The organism is Mycobacterium sp. pR1184, assembly GCF_041287235.1.
In the GTDB taxonomy this organism is placed as follows: Bacteria; Actinomycetota; Actinomycetes; order Mycobacteriales; family Mycobacteriaceae; genus Mycobacterium.
Map to the genome: position 1 here is coordinate 277,462 of NZ_JBGGKR010000003.1, position 15,549 is coordinate 293,010.

A 15,549-nucleotide genomic window follows, 5' to 3' on the forward strand; every position below is an offset into this window, starting at 1 on the left:
TCCCGCGAGCGTAAGCACACTGCGAAAAATCGATCCGAAAATCGCAGTGCACTTACGCTCGCGAGCCAGTGGCCTTACGTGCGCATTCGGTCGATCAGGTTTGACAGCACAACGATGCTCTCGCTGCGCTCGATGTCGGCACTTTCCCGGATGCGTTCGAGTGCGGACTCCAGGTGGCGCATATCGCGGGCCAGCACATGCAGGATCGCATCCGACGTCCCGGTTACCGTCGCGGCGCTGACCACCTCGGGCATCTCCACCCAGGCCGCCCGTAACTGATCGGGCGCGATCGTGCCGTGGCAGTACACCTGGACATAGGCCTCGGTGTTCCAGCCGAGCGCATTGCGGTCGACGATCGTGGTGAAGCCCCTGATCACGCCGTTGTCGAGCATCCGGTCGACGCGCCGTTTCACCGCCGGCGCGGACAAATTCACCTTCTCGCCGATCTCGGCGAAGGTTGCCCGCGCATGCTCGGTGAGCTCGGCCAGGATGCGCTCGTCGGTGTCATCCAGGCGGTCCATCGCCCTCCATTCAAGCCCGCGCAATAAATCGCTATCTACAGCACTCTAGCGCAATAAATCGTTCATGGACACGCAATAATCGGCGTTTGATTGTGTACAGACGCCCAAATACCCTTGATCTATGACGGATTACTACGTCGCCGACCCGGCCCCGCACGCCCGGCCCGAGGCATGGCAAGACGCCGCCCCCAAGCGGCCCAGATCAGCTCGGACTCGTCGGTATGCGATGACGCCGCCGACGCACTTCGCCGTCGAGTACGCGATCAACCCGTGGATGGACACCAGCGCGCCCGTGGACGTCGACGTCGCACACGCGCAGTGGGAAGGCCTTCGGCAGACCTACCTCGGGCTCGGCCATCGCGTGGACATCGTCGAGCCGGTAGCTGGTCTGCCGGATATGGTCTACGCCGCCAACGGTGGCTTCGTCGCCGGTGAGGTCGCCATCGTCGCCCGATTCCGCTACCAGGAACGGGCCGGTGAGGCGGTGGCGTACGGCGAGTGGATGTCGTCGATGGGCTATCAGCCCGTCACGACCCGCCACGTCAACGAGGGGCAGGGCGACCTGCTGCTGGTCGGCGAAATGGTGTTGGCGGGCTACGGTTTTCGCACCGACCGGCGCGCACATGCCGAGGTCTCGGCGGCGTTGCGCATGCCGGTGGTCTCACTCGAGCTGGTGGACCCGCGGTTCTATCACCTCGACACCGCGCTGGCCGTGCTTGACGACCACACGATCGCTTACTACCCTCCGGCGTTCAGCGCAGCGGCTCAGGATCAACTGCACGCGCTGTTTCCCGACGCTATCGTGGTGGGAAGCGCGGACGCCTACGTGCTTGGCCTCAACGTGGTATCCGACGGCCTGCATGTCGTGCATCCTTGCGCCGCAACGGTTTTCGCTAACCAGTTGCGGGAGGCGGGCTTCGAGCCCGTCGGCGTCGATCTCTGCGAGCTGCTCAAGGGGGGCGGTTCAGTCAAGTGCTGCACATTGGAGGTGTTTGAATGACGATTCTGGACCACCCGACTTCGTTGGCCGGCGACGAAACCGAGAACGCGATCGGACTCGTCGAAAAGCATGCAGCGCACAACTATTCGCCGTTGCCCGTGGTGGCGGCAAGCGCCGACGGGGCTTGGATCACCGACGTCGAGGGCCGACGCTATCTGGATTGCCTGGCCGCGTATTCGGCGGTCAACTTCGGGCACCGTAACCCGGAGATCACCGCGACAGCGCACGCCCAGCTCGACACCGTCACGCTGGTCAGTCGCGCATTTCACGCCGCGAGCCTGGGCCCGTTCTGCGCTGGGCTTGCCGAGTTGTGCGGCAAAGACATGGTGCTGCCGATGAACTCAGGTGCCGAGGCCGTCGAGAGCGGCCTCAAGGTCGCCCGTAAATGGGGCGCTGACGTCAAGGGTGTGCCCGAGGGCCGCGCCAACATCGTCGTGGCCGAGAACAATTTCCACGGCCGCACGATCAGCATCGTCAGCTTCTCGTCGGACCCGACAGCTCGGGGCGGCTTCGGTCCGTTCACCCCCGGCTTTCGTGCGGTGCCGTTCGGCGACGCTGCGGCCTTGGCCGACGCGATCGACGAGAACACCGTCGCGGTGCTGCTCGAGCCGATCCAGGGCGAGGCCGGCATCATCGTGCCGCCCGACGACTACCTACCGGCGGTTCGTGCGCTGTGCACCGGACACAACGTGCTGATGATCGCCGACGAGATCCAATCGGGCCTGGCGCGCACCGGCTACACGTTCGCCTGCGACCGCTGGGGTGTCGTTCCCGACGTCTATCTGCTCGGCAAGGCGCTGGGTGGGGGCGTCGTTCCGCTGTCGGCGGTGGTCGCCGACCGCGACATCCTCGGCGTGCTGCACCCGGGCGAGCACGGCTCGACGTTCGGGGGCAACCCGCTGGCCGCCGCGGTCGGCACCACGGTGGTCGCGATGCTGGCGCGGGGCGAATTCCAGGCCCGCTCGGCCGAATTGGGTGCCCATCTGCACGGACGGTTGCGGAACTTGATCGGCGACGGGATCGTCGCGGTGCGTGGCTTCGGCTTGTGGGCCGGCGTCGACATCGAGCCCACCCTGGCCACCGGCAAGGAAATGAGCCTGCGACTGGCCGAGCGCGGTGTGCTGGTCAAAGACACCCACGGCTCGACGCTGCGGTTCGCGCCGCCCCTGGTGATAACCGAGCAAGAAATCGATTGGGCCATCGACCAGTTTGTCGCCGTCTTGCGGGCATAATCAGCTGATCCAGCACGAGGGGGCGCCATTTGCCAGCCAGCTCGATCAGCCTGACAGCACAGATGCTGCGGCGCCGCCCGGTATCCGGCGCGCCCGTCGCAGCCGGGGCCGCCGAACACCTCAAACGCGGCATCACCGCGTTCCAGCTGACCATGTTCGGGGTCGGCTCGACGATCGGCACCGGCATTTTCTTCGTGCTGTCGCAGGCGGTTCCGGAAGCCGGCCCCGGGGTGATCGTCTCGTTCATCATCGCCGGCGTCGCGGCCGGGCTGGCCGCCATCTGCTACGCCGAATTGGCTTCGGCCGTACCGGTTTCCGGGTCGTCGTATTCGTATGCCTACGCGACGCTGGGCGAGGTTGTCGCGATGGCGGTCGCGGCCTGCCTGCTGCTGGAGTACGGCGTGGCCACCGCGGCGGTGTCGGTGGGCTGGAGCGGCTACGTCAACAAGCTGCTGCACAACTTGTTCGGGTTCGAGCTCCCGCATGCGTTGTCGGAGGCACCGTGGGATTCCGACCCCGGCTATGTGAATCTGCCGGCGGTCATCCTGATCGCCATGTGTGCGCTCTTGCTGATCCGCGGCGCCAGCGAATCGGCGCGGGTGAACGCGATCATGGTGATGATCAAGCTCGGCGTGCTGGGCATGTTCGTGATCATTGCGTTCACCGCATTCGACGCCAACCAGCTCAAGGACTTTGCCCCATTGGGCGTGGCCGGCATCGGCTCGGCGGCGGGCACGATCTTCTTCTCGTTCATCGGCCTGGACGCCGTGTCCACCGCGGGCGAAGAGGTGAAGGACCCGCAAAAGACCATGCCGCGCGCCCTGATCGCGGCGCTGACCACCGTCACCACCGTCTACGTCCTCGTCGCGCTTGCCGCACTGGGCACCCAGCCCTGGCAGGATTTCGCCGGGCAGGAGGACGCCGGGTTGGCGACCATCCTCGACAACGTCACACACCAACGCTGGGCCAGCACGATTCTGTGCGCGGGCGCCGTCATCTCGATTTTCACCGTCACCCTGATCACGATGTACGGCCAAACCCGCATCTTGTACGCGATGGCCCGCGACGGGCTGTTGCCGTCGCGCTTCGCGTCGATCAACAGACGCACGTTGACTCCGGTGTCGAACACGGTGATCGTCGCTGTCGTCACCGGAACATTGGGTGGCCTCGTCCCGCTGGACAAGCTGGCGGACATGGTTTCGATCGGCACGCTGGTCGCGTTCATCGTCGTCGGGGTCGGCGTGATCATTCTGCGGGTGCGCGAGCCGGACCTGCCCCGCGCGTTCAAAGTGCCCTTTTACCCTGTCACGCCGGTACTTTCGGTGCTGGCCTGCGGCTATATCCTGTCCAGCCTGCACTGGTACACCTGGATCGCGTTCAGCGGCTGGATCTTTGTGGCGTTGATCTTTTACTTCGTGTGGGGCCGCCACCACAGCGCGCTCAACGACGCCTCGTCGTGATCGCCGAGGGACACGCCAGCGTGGCTGTCGCCGTCGAGCGTCACGCTGGCGTGACGGCCGGCGCAGGCGCTAGCGGCGGGCGGCGGCGTTGGCCGCGGCCTGTGCCTGCCTGAGGGTGGTCGCGACATCGCCACGGCCGAGGAACATCTCGTCGAAATAGCTCTGCAGCGCGGCGTCTCCGGCCGCGAAGCCCGGACCACCCGGCGCGGGGATGCGCGGGCCCGCCAGGACGGAGAAGAAGGGCTGGACGTCGACGCCGCGCGCCGCCCAGTACTTGAAGTACACCTGCTGGGCCGAGCGCACCGCGGGGATCGCCGCGCCCTGATTGCCCAGATAGGCATTGCCTTCGCTGCTGGCCATCCAGGCCAGCACCTGACGCACCGCGTCGGGATGCTTGGTAGCCGAATTGCCAGCCGCGGCAATGCCATTGGTGACGCTGATCCGGCCTGCGGGTCCGGTCGGCAGCATCGCGATGCCCCAGCGGAATTGGGCGTCCCGCGCGATCGCCGCCAGGTTATAGGTGCCGGACTGGAACAGCGCCATCTTGCCGGCGAGGAATTGGTTGCGGGAGAAGTCGCCGTTGGTGTTGGTGTCCGAGGCCGGCGGCGCGACGTGGTCGTCGTTGATCAGACCGACCACGTAGCGGAAGGCTGCGACGGCTTGGGGATTGTCGAACGCGAACTCGTCACCGCGCTGGAACACCCCGCCCGCCGAGCCGATGTAGTTGAGGTAGATCGCCTGGGCGTCGTTGGCCGCGTTGTAGCCCCACTGCCGGATCCGGCCGGGGTCGAAACCCGGTGTACCCGCGGTCTTTCCGCCGGCATCGACGGTGAGGCGGGCCGCGGTCGGGCGCAGGGTGTCGTCGCCGTCGGGATTCCAGCGCAGGCTGTTCAGCTGGCCGGGATCGATGCCCGCGGCGGCGAGCAGGTCCGCGTTGTAGTACACCGCGATACCGCCGTCGGTCAGCTGCGGCACGCCCCACAGCGAGCCGTTGCGGGTGAACTGGTCGACCACCGCCGGTTCCCACTCCGAAATCGCTTCCGGGCTAAAGGTTTTGCTGATGTTCAGTAGCCGGCCGTTGTCGGCGTAGCCGGCGAAGTAGGCGTTGGACAGCCAGAAGATGTCGTCGGCGCTGCCGCCCGCGACGTCGGTGCGCAGCGTGTTGAAATACGTCGCGTAGGCCACCAGGTCGACGCGCACCTCGATATCGGGATGCGTGCGGTTGAATTCCGCGAATGACTGCCGGTAGGCGTCGGCGATCGGCGTGCCCCAGACTCGCACGCGCACAACGATCTTGTTGCCGTGGGGATCGCCGGAGTAGTTCAGCAGCACGGCGATGGCGGCCAACAGCACCGCGACCAGTCCCAGCGCGCCGGCGGCCAGTGTGGAGGAGCGTGGCCTTCTCACTTGACACCCGAGAGCACGATCGAGGACACGATGTGTCGCTGGGAAGCGATGAACAGCAGGGCCAGCGGGACGATCGCGATCGTGGTCGCCGCCATCACCAGCGTCCACTGCGCGTTGAAGCGGGACTGCAGTTCGGCGGTCGCCACGGTGAGCACCCGCCATTTGTGGCCGCTGGTGATCACCAACGGCCACATGAAGTTGTTCCATTGCGAGACCACGGTGATCAGCGTCAGCGTCGCCAACACCGACCGACTGGACGGAACGACGACGTGGGTGATGACGTCGAGGGTGTTGGCGCCGTCCAGGCGTGCGGCGTTGACCAAGTCGTTGGGGATCAGGCGAAAGTGCTCGCGCAGCAAGAAGATCGCGTACGGGGAGCCGAACATGAACGGCAGCACCAACGCCCAGAACGTGTTGCGCAGACCCGCTTCGGCCAACATCAGATACATCGGCACCACGGTGACCGTCGCGGGCACCATCAACGTCGCGATGTACACCCAGAACAACACGTCGCGCCCGGGAAACTCCAGGCGCGCGAAGGCGTAGCCGGCCAGCACCGAGAAGGTCATCTGACCGACCAGGATCACCGCCGTCATCAACGCCGTCACCGCCGCGGCCCGCCCGAATCCGGCACCGGCCAGATCGCCGTAGTTGGCCAGCGTGGGTGGGTGCGGCAGCTGCAGCGGCGTGCCCGTCGCGAATTGGTGTGCCGAGGTGAACGAGGTCAGTAGGCCAAGTGCAAACGGCAGCAACGTGATCAGCGCACCGACGATCATGCCGGCGTAGATCAGCGCGTTGACGACGCGGCTAGACGAGGTCATAGGTGATCCGCCGCCGGAAGTACAGATGCTGAACGATCGTGACGCCGATCAGGATCACGAACAGCACCACCGCCATCACCGAGGCCCGGCCGATGGCCGCCGAACCGAACGCTTCGGCGTAGATGCGGTGGGCCACCAGGTCGGTGCTGCCGCCCGGCCCGCCGTCGGTCAACGCGTACACGGTGTCGAAAACCTGTGCGGTGCTGACGATCCCGGTTACCAGCACGAAGAACATCGTCGGGCGCAGCATCGGCAGGGTGATGCGCCAGAACCGCTGCCACGCGTTGGCGCCGTCGGTGCGCGCGGCGGCGTGGATGTCGTTGGGAATGGCCAGCAGGCCCGCCAGGAAGGACAGCGAGTTGTAGCCGACGTTCATCCAGACGACCACCGCCGACACCAGCGGCAGTGCGAAGGTGGGATCGGAAAGCCACTCGATGCTATGCCCGAGCAGGGTCGCGATCGCGCCGTCGGTGGGCGCCAGGATCCAGCGCCACAGCACCGCGATCGCCAGCGGGGCGCAGATCCACGGCAGCACGAACACTGTCCGGAAAAAGCCGGTCCCCGGCAGCAGCCGGGCCAGCATCGAGGCGACAGCCAAGCCCAGCACGGTCTGGGTCGGGACCACGATCGCGATGAAGATCGCCGTGACGAACAGCGAGTGCCCGAAGCCGGAGTCGGTCAGCACCGAGCGCCAGTTGGCCAGGCCGACGAAGCGCAGCGGACCCAGCAAGTCCCACCGGTACAGACTGAGCCAGATCACCACCAGGATGGGCAGCAGCAGGAAGGTGACGACGCCGAACAGGCTCGGCGCGAGCAGCCCATAGGCCAGCACGCTGGATCGCGGCTGACTCCGGCTGGCCATGCAGCTAATTAAAGCGGGCGCTGCCGGGGTTTGGAGTGCACAGTCGTTACGGTGGGAGCCGTGACACCGAATCGGGGGATCGATGCCGACTTCCTCGGCTTGCCGCGACACGAGCTCGCCGAGGCCGCGCTGTCGGCGGCCACGACGGCCGGGGCCAGCTACGCGGACCTGCGCATTCATCGCATCAACACCGAGATCATCCAGCTGCGCGACGGTGAACTCGAGACCGCGGTCGTCAGCCGTGAGGTGGGGTTGGCGGTGCGGGTCATCGTCGACGGCACCTGGGGGTTCGCCTCGCACGCCGAGCTGGCGCCCGCGGTCGCGGCCGACACGGCGCGGCGCGCGGTGCACGTGGCCACCACGCTGGCCGCGCTGAACACCGAGCGCGTCGAGCTGGCGGCCGAGCCGGTCTACGCCGACGCCAGCTGGGTGTCGAACTACCGGATCGACCCGTTCGACATTCCCGCGGCCGACAAGATCGGCGCGCTGGAGGAGTACTCCGGGCGGCTGCTGAGCGCCGACGGTATCGACCACGTCTCGGCGGGGCTGACCGCGGTCAAGGAGCAGACGTTCTACGCCGACACCTTCGGGTCGGCGATCACCCAGCAGCGGGTGCGGGTGATGCCGTCGCTGGAGGCGGTGACGGTCGATCCCGCGGCGGGCAGCTTCGACTCGATGCGCACGCTGGCCCCGCCGATGGGACGCGGCTGGGAGGTGCTGGCCGGCGACGAGGTGTGGAACTGGACCGACGAGCTCGCCCAGTTGCCGGCGCTGCTGGCCGAGAAGGTCAAGTCGCCCAGCGTGACCGCGGGGCCCACCGACCTGGTGATCGATCCGACCAACCTGTGGCTGACCATTCACGAATCGATCGGCCACGCAACCGAATACGACCGTGCCATCGGCTACGAAGCCGCATACGCGGGCACGTCGTTCGCGACTCCGGACAAACTCGGCACCATGCGCTACGGCTCGCCGGTGATGAACGTGACCGCCGACCGCACCGTCGAATTCGGTTTGGCCACTATCGGTTACGACGACGAGGGCGTGGCCGCCCAGAGTTGGGACCTGGTGCGCGACGGCATGTTCGTCGGCTACCAGCTCGACCGGGTGTTCGCGCCGCGGCTGGGGCAATCGCGCTCCAACGGCTGCTCGTATGCCGACTCGCCGCATCACGTGCCCATCCAGCGGATGGCCAACGTGTCGCTGCAGCCCAGTCCCGACGACCTTTCCACCGACGATCTGATCGCCCGGGTTCAGGACGGCATCTACATCGTCGGCGACAAATCGTGGTCAATCGATATGCAGCGCTACAACTTCCAGTTCACCGGACAGCGGTTCTTCCGGATCCGCGACGGCCGGCTGGACGGCCAGCTGCGCGACGTGGCCTACCAGGCCACCACGACCGATTTCTGGAATTCGATGGAAGCCGTGGGCGGGCAGTCGACGTGGCGGCTCGGCGGCGCGTTCAACTGCGGCAAGGCGCAGCCCGGGCAGGTCGCCGCGGTCAGCCACGGCTGCCCGTCGGCGTTGTTCCGGGGCGTCAACGTGCTCAACACCCGGACCGAGGGTGGCCGATGATCACACCGCAACACGTCGTCAACATTGTCTTGGACGAGGCGGCGAAACTGGGCCGCGCCGACGAGACCATGGTGCTGGTCACCGAGAAGGTCGAAGCGACGTTGCGGTGGGCCGGTAATTCGATGACCACCAATGGGCTTTCGCACAGCCGAACGGTCACGGTCATTTCGATCGTGCGCAAGGGCGACAGCGCGTCGTTGGGTACGGTGACGTCCGCCGAGGTGGACCCGCGGGTGATCCCGAGTCTGGTGGCGGCCTCCCAGGATGCGGCCGCCGCCGCGCCGGAGGCCGGTGACGCCGCACCGCTGCTGGCCGATACCGGGGTGCCCGCCGACTGGGACGCGCCGGTGCCCGGCACCGGGGCCGAGGTGTTCGCCGATGTGGCCGCTTCGTTGAGCCGCGGGTTCGCCGGCACCGACCGGCTGTATGGCTTTGCGCACCATAATGTTTCGACGACATTCCTGGCGTCCTCGACGGGGCTGCGGCGGCGTTACACCCAGCCGACCGGCGCGGTGGAGATCACCGGCAAGCGCGGCGACGCGAGCGCCTGGGCCGGTGTCGGGACGCCCGATTTCGTTGGTGTGCAGACGGATTCGCTGCTCGAGGACTTGTCGCTGCGATTGGGCTGGGCCGAGCGCACGGTGGCGCTGCCGGCGGGACGGTACGAGACGCTCATGCCGCCGTCGACGGTGTCCGACATGATGATCTACCTGGGCTGGTCGATGGCCGGCCGGGGCGCGCAGGAGGGGCGGACCGCGTTTTCGGCGCCGGGTGGCGGTACCCGGGTGGGGGAGCGGCTCACCGATCTGCCGTTGACGTTGTTCTCCGATCCGATGGCGCCGGGGCTGGCGTGCACGCCGTTCGTGATGGCGAGCAGTTCCTCGGAGACGGTCTCGGTGTTCGACAACGGCATGGAGATCAGCCAGGTCGACTGGATCCGCGACGGGGTGATCAACGCGCTGGCCTACCCGCGCGCCTCCGCCGCGAAATTCGACGCTCCGGTGGCCGTCGCGGCGGACAACCTGGTGATGACTGGAGGGGACAAGGACCTTGCCGACATGATCGCGGGCACCGAGCACGGGCTGCTGCTGACCACGCTGTGGTACATCCGCGAGGTCGATCCCACCACGCTGTTGCTCACCGGGCTGACCCGCGACGGGGTGTACCTGATCGAGGATGGTGAGGTCACCGCGGCGGTCAACAACTTCCGCTTCAACGAGAGCCCGCTGGATCTGCTGCGGCGCGCGACCGAGGCGGGCGTCAGCGAGAAGACTTTGCCGCGCGAGTGGGGCGACTGGGCGACCCGGGCGGCGATGCCGACGCTGCGGATCCCGGATTTCCATATGTCCTCGGTGAGCCAGGCGCAGTAGTCGTAACGTATCGGGCATGGTGGTTCCGGCTACGGTTCGAAATGGTCAACTGACGCGGTTGGTGTCGCTGGCGGCGCCCGATGGCCGTCTGGTGGGCCTGGTGCGGCGGGTGTGTGCGCAGACGATGTCGTTGCCGCCGCTGCCGGTCGAGGTCTCGGTTTCCGAGCCGGTGTCCGACGTTGAGGCCGTGGTCGCCGAATTCGCCGAGCAGTTCAGCGCCGACGTGTCGGCGATCACCGTCGAGCAGCGGACGCGGTTGTTCCAGGCGTTGGGGGACAACACCTTTGGTGTCGTGGTGGCGATGTACATCGCTGACCTGGTGCCGCGGGTGCGGGCCGGATTCGAAGCGCTGGGCGTCGGTTCGAGCTTTTTGGATTGGACAAGCGGGCCGATCGAGTGGGATCACGCCACCGACCCCTCCGGTGAGGTGTTCAACGAGTTCCTGCCCTCGGTGGGTCGGATGCGTTCGCTGGACCCGGTGACGTCCGAACTGGTGCGGCTGCGCGGGGCGGCCGCGCACAACTGCCGGCTGTGTAAGTCGGTGCGGGAGAGCAGGGCGCTGGATGCCGGGGGCTCGGAGACGCTGTACGACGACATCGGGCGGTTCGAGCAGTCGGAGCTGATCGACGATCGCGCAAAAGCCGCGCTGCGGTATGTCGATGGGTTAATTTGGACGCCGGCGCACCTCGACGCCGACGTTGTCGCCGAGGTGCGCGCTCGGTTTTCCGAGGCCGAGGCGGTCGAGATCACCCTTGATGTGATGCGCAATGCCAGCAACAAAATCGCGGTGTCGCTGGGTGGGGATGCGCCCCGGGTGTCGGAAGGAACCGAGACCTACCTGCTCGACGTCGACGGGCAGACGGTCTTCAGCTGAATGTTTCGAACGCATGTGCGATGGATATTCGGTCGTCCATGACAAACAACATGCAAGCCGCACCGCAAGAGACTCCCGAGAAGGACACGTCGGAATGGGTGACCGGCGACGAACCGATGACCGGGCCGCAGCGCAGTTACCTGCACACGCTGGCTCAGGAGGCCGGCCGGGATGTTCCCGACGATCTGACGAAAGCTCAAGCGTCTGAGCTCATCGATGAGCTGCAGCAAGCGACGGGACGAGGCGCGGACTAAGCACCACTGCATCGCCGGGAGTGGGAGCTGGGGCTAAGGTCTTACCCGTTGAATACCTGGGGCGGTAGCTCAGTTGGTTAGAGCCGCGGACTCATAATCCGTTGGTCGCGGGTTCGAGCCCCGCCCGCCCCACAGCCGTTTATCAACGCGCCATGCGCACCTCGCCGAAGTGAACGCGGCGCTGGTCGAGGTCGGGGTGTCCGGCTCGTTCTCACCGTTGTGCTTCCACTACTAAGTGCTCAGCAAACTGTTAGCCTGCTCGGTGCACTGTCCTGGGAGGACGATGAGCACCGACACCGCAGTACGTACCGCCGTGGTCTTCGTGCACGGTCTGCGTGAGCGCCGGCCCATGGACATTTTCGACGACTTCGCCAAGACGGTGCTACGCCCGCGCGACGAAGGTTGGGAGTACTACTCCCATCCCATCGAGATCACGGATTCCTACGAGGCGCGCCGCTACGTCGCGCCGTCGATTGGAGTCGAACTCTTCGAGTACGACTGGTCGTTTCTGATGACGAGCGCCCGGTATGCCGGATTCATGGCCGCGCTCGCGCGGGTGTTCCTGCGCCGGCCCCGCCACGTGCCCGACCAGTTGTTCGGTATCTGGCGCCTGGTCTGGCTGGCTCTGCTCTTCCCGCTCACCGTGCTGGCGCTGCTTTTTGTGGTGGGCGGCTACTTCCTACACACCGGGGTGGCTGGATGGATTATCGGCCTTGCCACCAGCGTCGTGGTCGTGACCATCGGGCTGGCCTTGCTCCGCATCGCGCCGCGTGCGTTGACCCGCAGCTTTCTCACGACCGGGTTCGTCAACGTCGCCCGTTACTTCGATCCCTTGCCCGAATCTCACGCGGCCCGGCGGGCGATCCGGGGTGGGCTCGTCGACCTGTTGAACACGCTGCACCAAGGCCGCTATGCACGCATCGTCGTGGTCGGACACGGCATCGGCGGCTATATCGCCTATGACGCGCTAACCACGTTGTGGGACGAAACGCATGAACTCCGCGCGGCACCGGCCGAGAGTCCCGGTGGCCTCACGTCGTTGGACGGCCTCGAGAAAGCTGCCGACCGGCTGGCGGCCGACACCGACTCGCAGGCCGCACTCGACGATTTCCGGGCCATGCAGTTCGGCTTGTGGCAGGACGTGAGGGCGCAGGGAAACCCCTGGCGAATAACAGATTTCGTTACAGTCGGCACACCGATGGCGCTGGCCGATCTTTTCGTAGCCCGACCGCCGATCCTCGGCGGTCTCAGCTCCTCCGACGGGCGGCGGCGCGAGTTGTTCGACGGGCTGACCCGCAGGGGTGTGGTGGTCAGTTGCCCGCCTCGGTCGGAGGCGTTATCCGTCGATGCTGTCGGGGACGGCCCAGCGAGCTACGGTGCGCCCGGTGTGCTGGGGGCGCAGTCCGCGTTCGCCGTGACCCGCTGGACCAACATCTGGTTTCCGGTGCGCCGAGGCAGCGTCCGCGGTGACTGGTTCGGCGGTGTGCTTCGCCCGTTGTTCGGACCGGGCATCCGCGAGATCGCGGTCAGCGGCAACCGGCCCGAACGGCTTCGCCCGGGGACGGCGCACACCCAGTACTTCAACCACCCCGATCGCGACGCCGAGGGCGACGTGGCGTTCCATCTCCGCGAAGTTCTTCGCCTCGACGATCATTCGGGCCTCGACGCCTCGATGACCGCACCGGAGCCCGATCCCGCGACGGTCGGTCGGACGGTGTATCGGTCGTGGCAGCGCAGTATGTGACTGTTCGTCCCGTGCCGGTGAAAGCACGTTCACCGGGCAACGCGTCGCGGTTCAGCTATAGGGTGCGGTCCTATGGCGCAAGAGGTGACAACAAAGCTCGATCGCACCAGGCTGCCGCTCCCTGACACGCCGACCGGTGGCCACGCGGGACGGACAATTTCCGAGTCGGTCATGCCCGCCATCACCCCCATCCGGCCCCCGCAGGGTGGACCGAACGTCGTCATCGTGCTGCTTGACGATGTGGGGTTCGGGGCCACCGCGACATTCGGCGGTCCGGTTCCATCGCCAACCGGTGACGCGTTGGCGCAGGAAGGTTTGCGGTACAACCGATTTCACACCACCGCGCTGTGTTCGCCCACGCGGGCTGCATTGCTCACGGGACGGAACCATCATGCGGTGAACACCGGCAACATCACCGAGTGGGCTACCGGATACGACGGCTACAACAGCATGATCCCGAAATCGGCCGCCACCGTCGCGGAGACGTTGCGGCTCAACGGCTACAGCACCGCGGCGTTCGGCAAATGGCATAACACCCCGGTATGGGAGGTGAGTCCGAGCGGCCCGTTCGATCGGTGGCCGACCGGCATGGGTTTCGAAGAGTTTTACGGGTTCATGGGCGGTGAAGCGCACCAATACAACCCCGGCCTCTATCACGGGACCACACCGATCGAACGTCCCGAAAACGTCGAGAACTACCACCTGACAACCGATCTCGCCGATCGGATGATCGAGTGGGTTCATCGACAGCGGTCCATCTCACCGGACCGGCCCTTTTTCGCCTATTGGGCTCCCGGCGCGACCCACGCGCCGCACCACGTCGCACCCGAGTGGAGCGAGCCCTTCCGAGGTCAGTTCGACCAAGGCTGGGACGCGCTACGCGAGCAGATCTTCGCGCGCCAGAAACAGCTGGGGGTGATCCCCGCGGACGCGGAGTTGACACCTCGCCACGAGTCCATTCCCGCATGGGACTCGATCTCGCCGGACCGCCGGCGCATCGCATCACGGCTCATGGAGGTCTACGCGGGATTCCTGGCCCACACCGATTACGAGATCGGGCGAATTGTCTCGGCGCTCAAGGACATGTCCGAATGGGAGAACACGCTGTTCTTCTACATCATCGGCGACAACGGAGCCGCGCCGGCGGGCGGAATTGATGGTGTCTTCAACGAAATGGTGGCACTGAACGGACTCCAAGAGGATGTCGCGGTTGTGCTGTCGAAGATGGACGAATTCGGCGGGCCGAAGGCCAGTAACGAGTATCCGGTCGGGTTCGCCTGGGCTACCTGCACGCCCTTCCAGTTCACCAAGCAGTTCGCCAGCCACTTCGGCGGCACCCGCAACCCGATGATTGTGACCTGGCCCGAGCGCATCACCGACAGGGGCGGGCTGCGTTCCCAGTTTCACCACGTCATCGACATCGCCCCCACCATCCTGGAAGCCGCCGGCATCCCGGCACCGACGGTCGTGAACGGGGTGGTTCAAAGGCCCCACGACGGCATCAGCGTGACGTACACGTTCGACCATGCCAATGCCGAAGACCGTCGCCGCACGCAGTACTTCGAGATCCAAGGCACTCGCGGGATCTATCACGAGGATTGGATCGCGTGCACCTACCACGGCAAAATCCAGTGGAAGAAGAGCCCGCTGCCGGAGTTCAGCGATGACCGCTGGGAGCTCTACGACCTGAGCCGCGACTACAGCCAGGCGGTCGACCTTTCCGCCGAACAGCCGGACAAACTCGCCGAACTCAAGGCACTATTCGAAGCCGAAGCCGAGAAGAACGACGTCTTTCCCCTTGATGACCGCGGGCCGATCCGCGCGATCGGTGCCCGTCCCACAATCCTGGGGGAGCGGTCTTCCATCTCGTTGAGTCAAGGCGCGATTCGCATGCCCGAGGACATCATTCGCAGCACGTTCAACCGGTCGTACTCGATCACCGCGGCGATCGACACGCCGGGCGGCACAGCCGTGGAAGGCGTTCTGCTCGCGGCCGGCGGCTATTTCGCGGGACTGTCGCTCTATGTGCAGAACGGGCGGCCCAAGTTCACCTACAACTATTTCGGCTCGACGTACACCACCATCACCGCATCGGAAATCCTGCCTGCCGGCGAAGCCACCGTCTCGATCGAATTCGACTACGACGGTGGCGGTTTAGGCAAAGGCGGGGTGGCGAATCTGCTGCTCGACGGTCGCCACGTCGGTGACGCGCGCATCGAACGCACGGTGCCCTTTGGGTTCAGCGCGGACGAGGGAGTCGACATCGGCATCGATGGCGGGACACCAGCCGCCGATAGCTATGACGGCACGTTCCCGTTCAACAGCACCATCAATGTGGTGACGATCCAGCTGCGATAAGTGGCGCAGCCAATATCTTAAGGAACTCACGGGGCCACTCCCGGCGGCCCGGCCGGTCGCGCAGCTAC

The 15,549-nt window shown here is 66.1% G+C and carries 13 protein-coding genes and 1 tRNA gene; 10 read left to right on the top strand and 4 right to left on the bottom strand.

Annotation, left to right across the window (positions count from 1 at the left end):
• Positions 1-74 precede the first annotated feature (74 nt).
• Positions 75-521: an Lrp/AsnC family transcriptional regulator gene (locus ACAG21_RS07090; RefSeq protein WP_342928035.1), complete on the bottom strand. Its 447-nt coding sequence runs from the start codon at positions 519-521 to the stop codon at positions 75-77.
• Positions 522-642: 121 nt separating this feature from the next.
• Here ACAG21_RS07090 and ddaH point away from each other — a divergent pair, with 121 nt between their 5' ends.
• Genes ddaH through ACAG21_RS07105 form a run of 3 tightly spaced genes read left to right on the top strand, consistent with a single transcriptional unit; the run spans position 643 to position 4,213 of the window.
• A complete protein-coding gene (gene ddaH / locus ACAG21_RS07095; protein ID WP_370495243.1) occupies positions 643-1,521 on the top strand; it encodes a dimethylargininase in 879 nt (292 codons plus the stop codon).
• Positions 1,518-2,753 (top strand): ornithine--oxo-acid transaminase, encoded by a 1,236-nt coding sequence (gene rocD / locus ACAG21_RS07100; protein WP_370495244.1) that lies wholly within the window; start codon positions 1,518-1,520, stop codon positions 2,751-2,753. The genes ddaH and rocD overlap by 4 nt, the downstream gene beginning before the upstream one ends.
• Before the next feature lie 29 nt (positions 2,754-2,782).
• Positions 2,783-4,213, top strand: coding sequence for an APC family permease (locus tag ACAG21_RS07105; RefSeq protein ID WP_370495245.1), 1,431 nt, complete (start codon positions 2,783-2,785; stop codon positions 4,211-4,213).
• Between the two features lie 69 nt (positions 4,214-4,282).
• Here ACAG21_RS07105 and ACAG21_RS07110 read toward each other — a convergent pair whose 3' ends face one another.
• From ACAG21_RS07110 to ACAG21_RS07120, 3 genes are read right to left on the bottom strand one after another with little or no spacing between them, the layout of a single operon-like run.
• Positions 4,283-5,620, bottom strand: coding sequence for a sugar ABC transporter substrate-binding protein (locus ACAG21_RS07110; RefSeq protein ID WP_370495246.1), 1,338 nt, complete (start codon positions 5,618-5,620; stop codon positions 4,283-4,285).
• Positions 5,617-6,441: a carbohydrate ABC transporter permease gene (locus ACAG21_RS07115; protein ID WP_370495247.1), complete on the bottom strand. Its 825-nt coding sequence runs from the start codon at positions 6,439-6,441 to the stop codon at positions 5,617-5,619. The genes ACAG21_RS07110 and ACAG21_RS07115 overlap by 4 nt, the downstream gene beginning before the upstream one ends.
• Positions 6,428-7,303 carry a carbohydrate ABC transporter permease gene (locus ACAG21_RS07120; RefSeq protein WP_370495248.1) on the bottom strand — a complete coding sequence of 292 codons (876 nt, stop codon included), beginning with the start codon at positions 7,301-7,303 and terminating at the stop codon, positions 6,428-6,430. The genes ACAG21_RS07115 and ACAG21_RS07120 overlap by 14 nt, the downstream gene beginning before the upstream one ends.
• A gap of 60 nt (positions 7,304-7,363) precedes the next feature.
• Here ACAG21_RS07120 and ACAG21_RS07125 point away from each other — a divergent pair, with 60 nt between their 5' ends.
• From ACAG21_RS07125 to ACAG21_RS07155, 7 genes are all read left to right on the top strand, one after another.
• Positions 7,364-8,881, top strand: coding sequence for a TldD/PmbA family protein (locus tag ACAG21_RS07125; protein ID WP_370495249.1), 1,518 nt, complete (start codon positions 7,364-7,366; stop codon positions 8,879-8,881).
• On the top strand, positions 8,878-10,251 hold the full coding sequence (locus ACAG21_RS07130; RefSeq protein WP_370495250.1) for a metallopeptidase TldD-related protein: 1,374 nt from the start codon (positions 8,878-8,880) through the stop codon (positions 10,249-10,251). The genes ACAG21_RS07125 and ACAG21_RS07130 overlap by 4 nt, the downstream gene beginning before the upstream one ends.
• Before the next feature lie 16 nt (positions 10,252-10,267).
• Complete coding sequence (locus ACAG21_RS07135) at positions 10,268-11,125, top strand: carboxymuconolactone decarboxylase family protein (protein ID WP_370495251.1); 858 nt, start codon at positions 10,268-10,270, stop codon at positions 11,123-11,125.
• A 38-nt stretch (positions 11,126-11,163) separates the two neighbouring features.
• On the top strand, positions 11,164-11,379 hold the full coding sequence (locus ACAG21_RS07140; RefSeq protein WP_370495252.1) for a DUF3072 domain-containing protein: 216 nt from the start codon (positions 11,164-11,166) through the stop codon (positions 11,377-11,379).
• A 58-nt stretch (positions 11,380-11,437) separates the two neighbouring features.
• Positions 11,438-11,511: transfer RNA gene (locus ACAG21_RS07145), tRNA-Ile, on the top strand.
• Positions 11,512-11,662: 151 nt separating this feature from the next.
• Positions 11,663-13,123 (top strand): hypothetical protein, encoded by a 1,461-nt coding sequence (locus tag ACAG21_RS07150; RefSeq protein WP_370495253.1) that lies wholly within the window; start codon positions 11,663-11,665, stop codon positions 13,121-13,123.
• A 171-nt stretch (positions 13,124-13,294) separates the two neighbouring features.
• Positions 13,295-15,481: an arylsulfatase gene (locus ACAG21_RS07155; RefSeq protein ID WP_370495254.1), complete on the top strand. Its 2,187-nt coding sequence runs from the start codon at positions 13,295-13,297 to the stop codon at positions 15,479-15,481.
• The last annotated feature ends 68 nt before the right edge of the window (positions 15,482-15,549 follow it).

What these genes read in the sequence shown, in the direction of transcription:
- ACAG21_RS07090 (WP_342928035.1), bottom strand. Translation starts at nt 521, where the DNA reads ATGGACCGCCTGGATGACACCGACGAGCGCATCCTGGCCGAGCTCACC.
- ddaH (WP_370495243.1), top strand. Translation starts at nt 643, where the DNA reads ATGACGGATTACTACGTCGCCGACCCGGCCCCGCACGCCCGGCCCGAG.
- rocD (WP_370495244.1), top strand. Translation starts at nt 1,518, where the DNA reads ATGACGATTCTGGACCACCCGACTTCGTTGGCCGGCGACGAAACCGAG.
- ACAG21_RS07115 (WP_370495247.1), bottom strand. Translation starts at nt 6,441, where the DNA reads ATGACCTCGTCTAGCCGCGTCGTCAACGCGCTGATCTACGCCGGCATG.
- ACAG21_RS07120 (WP_370495248.1), bottom strand. Translation starts at nt 7,303, where the DNA reads ATGGCCAGCCGGAGTCAGCCGCGATCCAGCGTGCTGGCCTATGGGCTG.
- ACAG21_RS07130 (WP_370495250.1), top strand. Translation starts at nt 8,878, where the DNA reads ATGATCACACCGCAACACGTCGTCAACATTGTCTTGGACGAGGCGGCG.
- ACAG21_RS07135 (WP_370495251.1), top strand. Translation starts at nt 10,268, where the DNA reads ATGGTGGTTCCGGCTACGGTTCGAAATGGTCAACTGACGCGGTTGGTG.
- ACAG21_RS07140 (WP_370495252.1), top strand. Translation starts at nt 11,164, where the DNA reads ATGACAAACAACATGCAAGCCGCACCGCAAGAGACTCCCGAGAAGGAC.
- ACAG21_RS07150 (WP_370495253.1), top strand. Translation starts at nt 11,663, where the DNA reads ATGAGCACCGACACCGCAGTACGTACCGCCGTGGTCTTCGTGCACGGT.
- ACAG21_RS07155 (WP_370495254.1), top strand. Translation starts at nt 13,295, where the DNA reads ATGCCCGCCATCACCCCCATCCGGCCCCCGCAGGGTGGACCGAACGTC.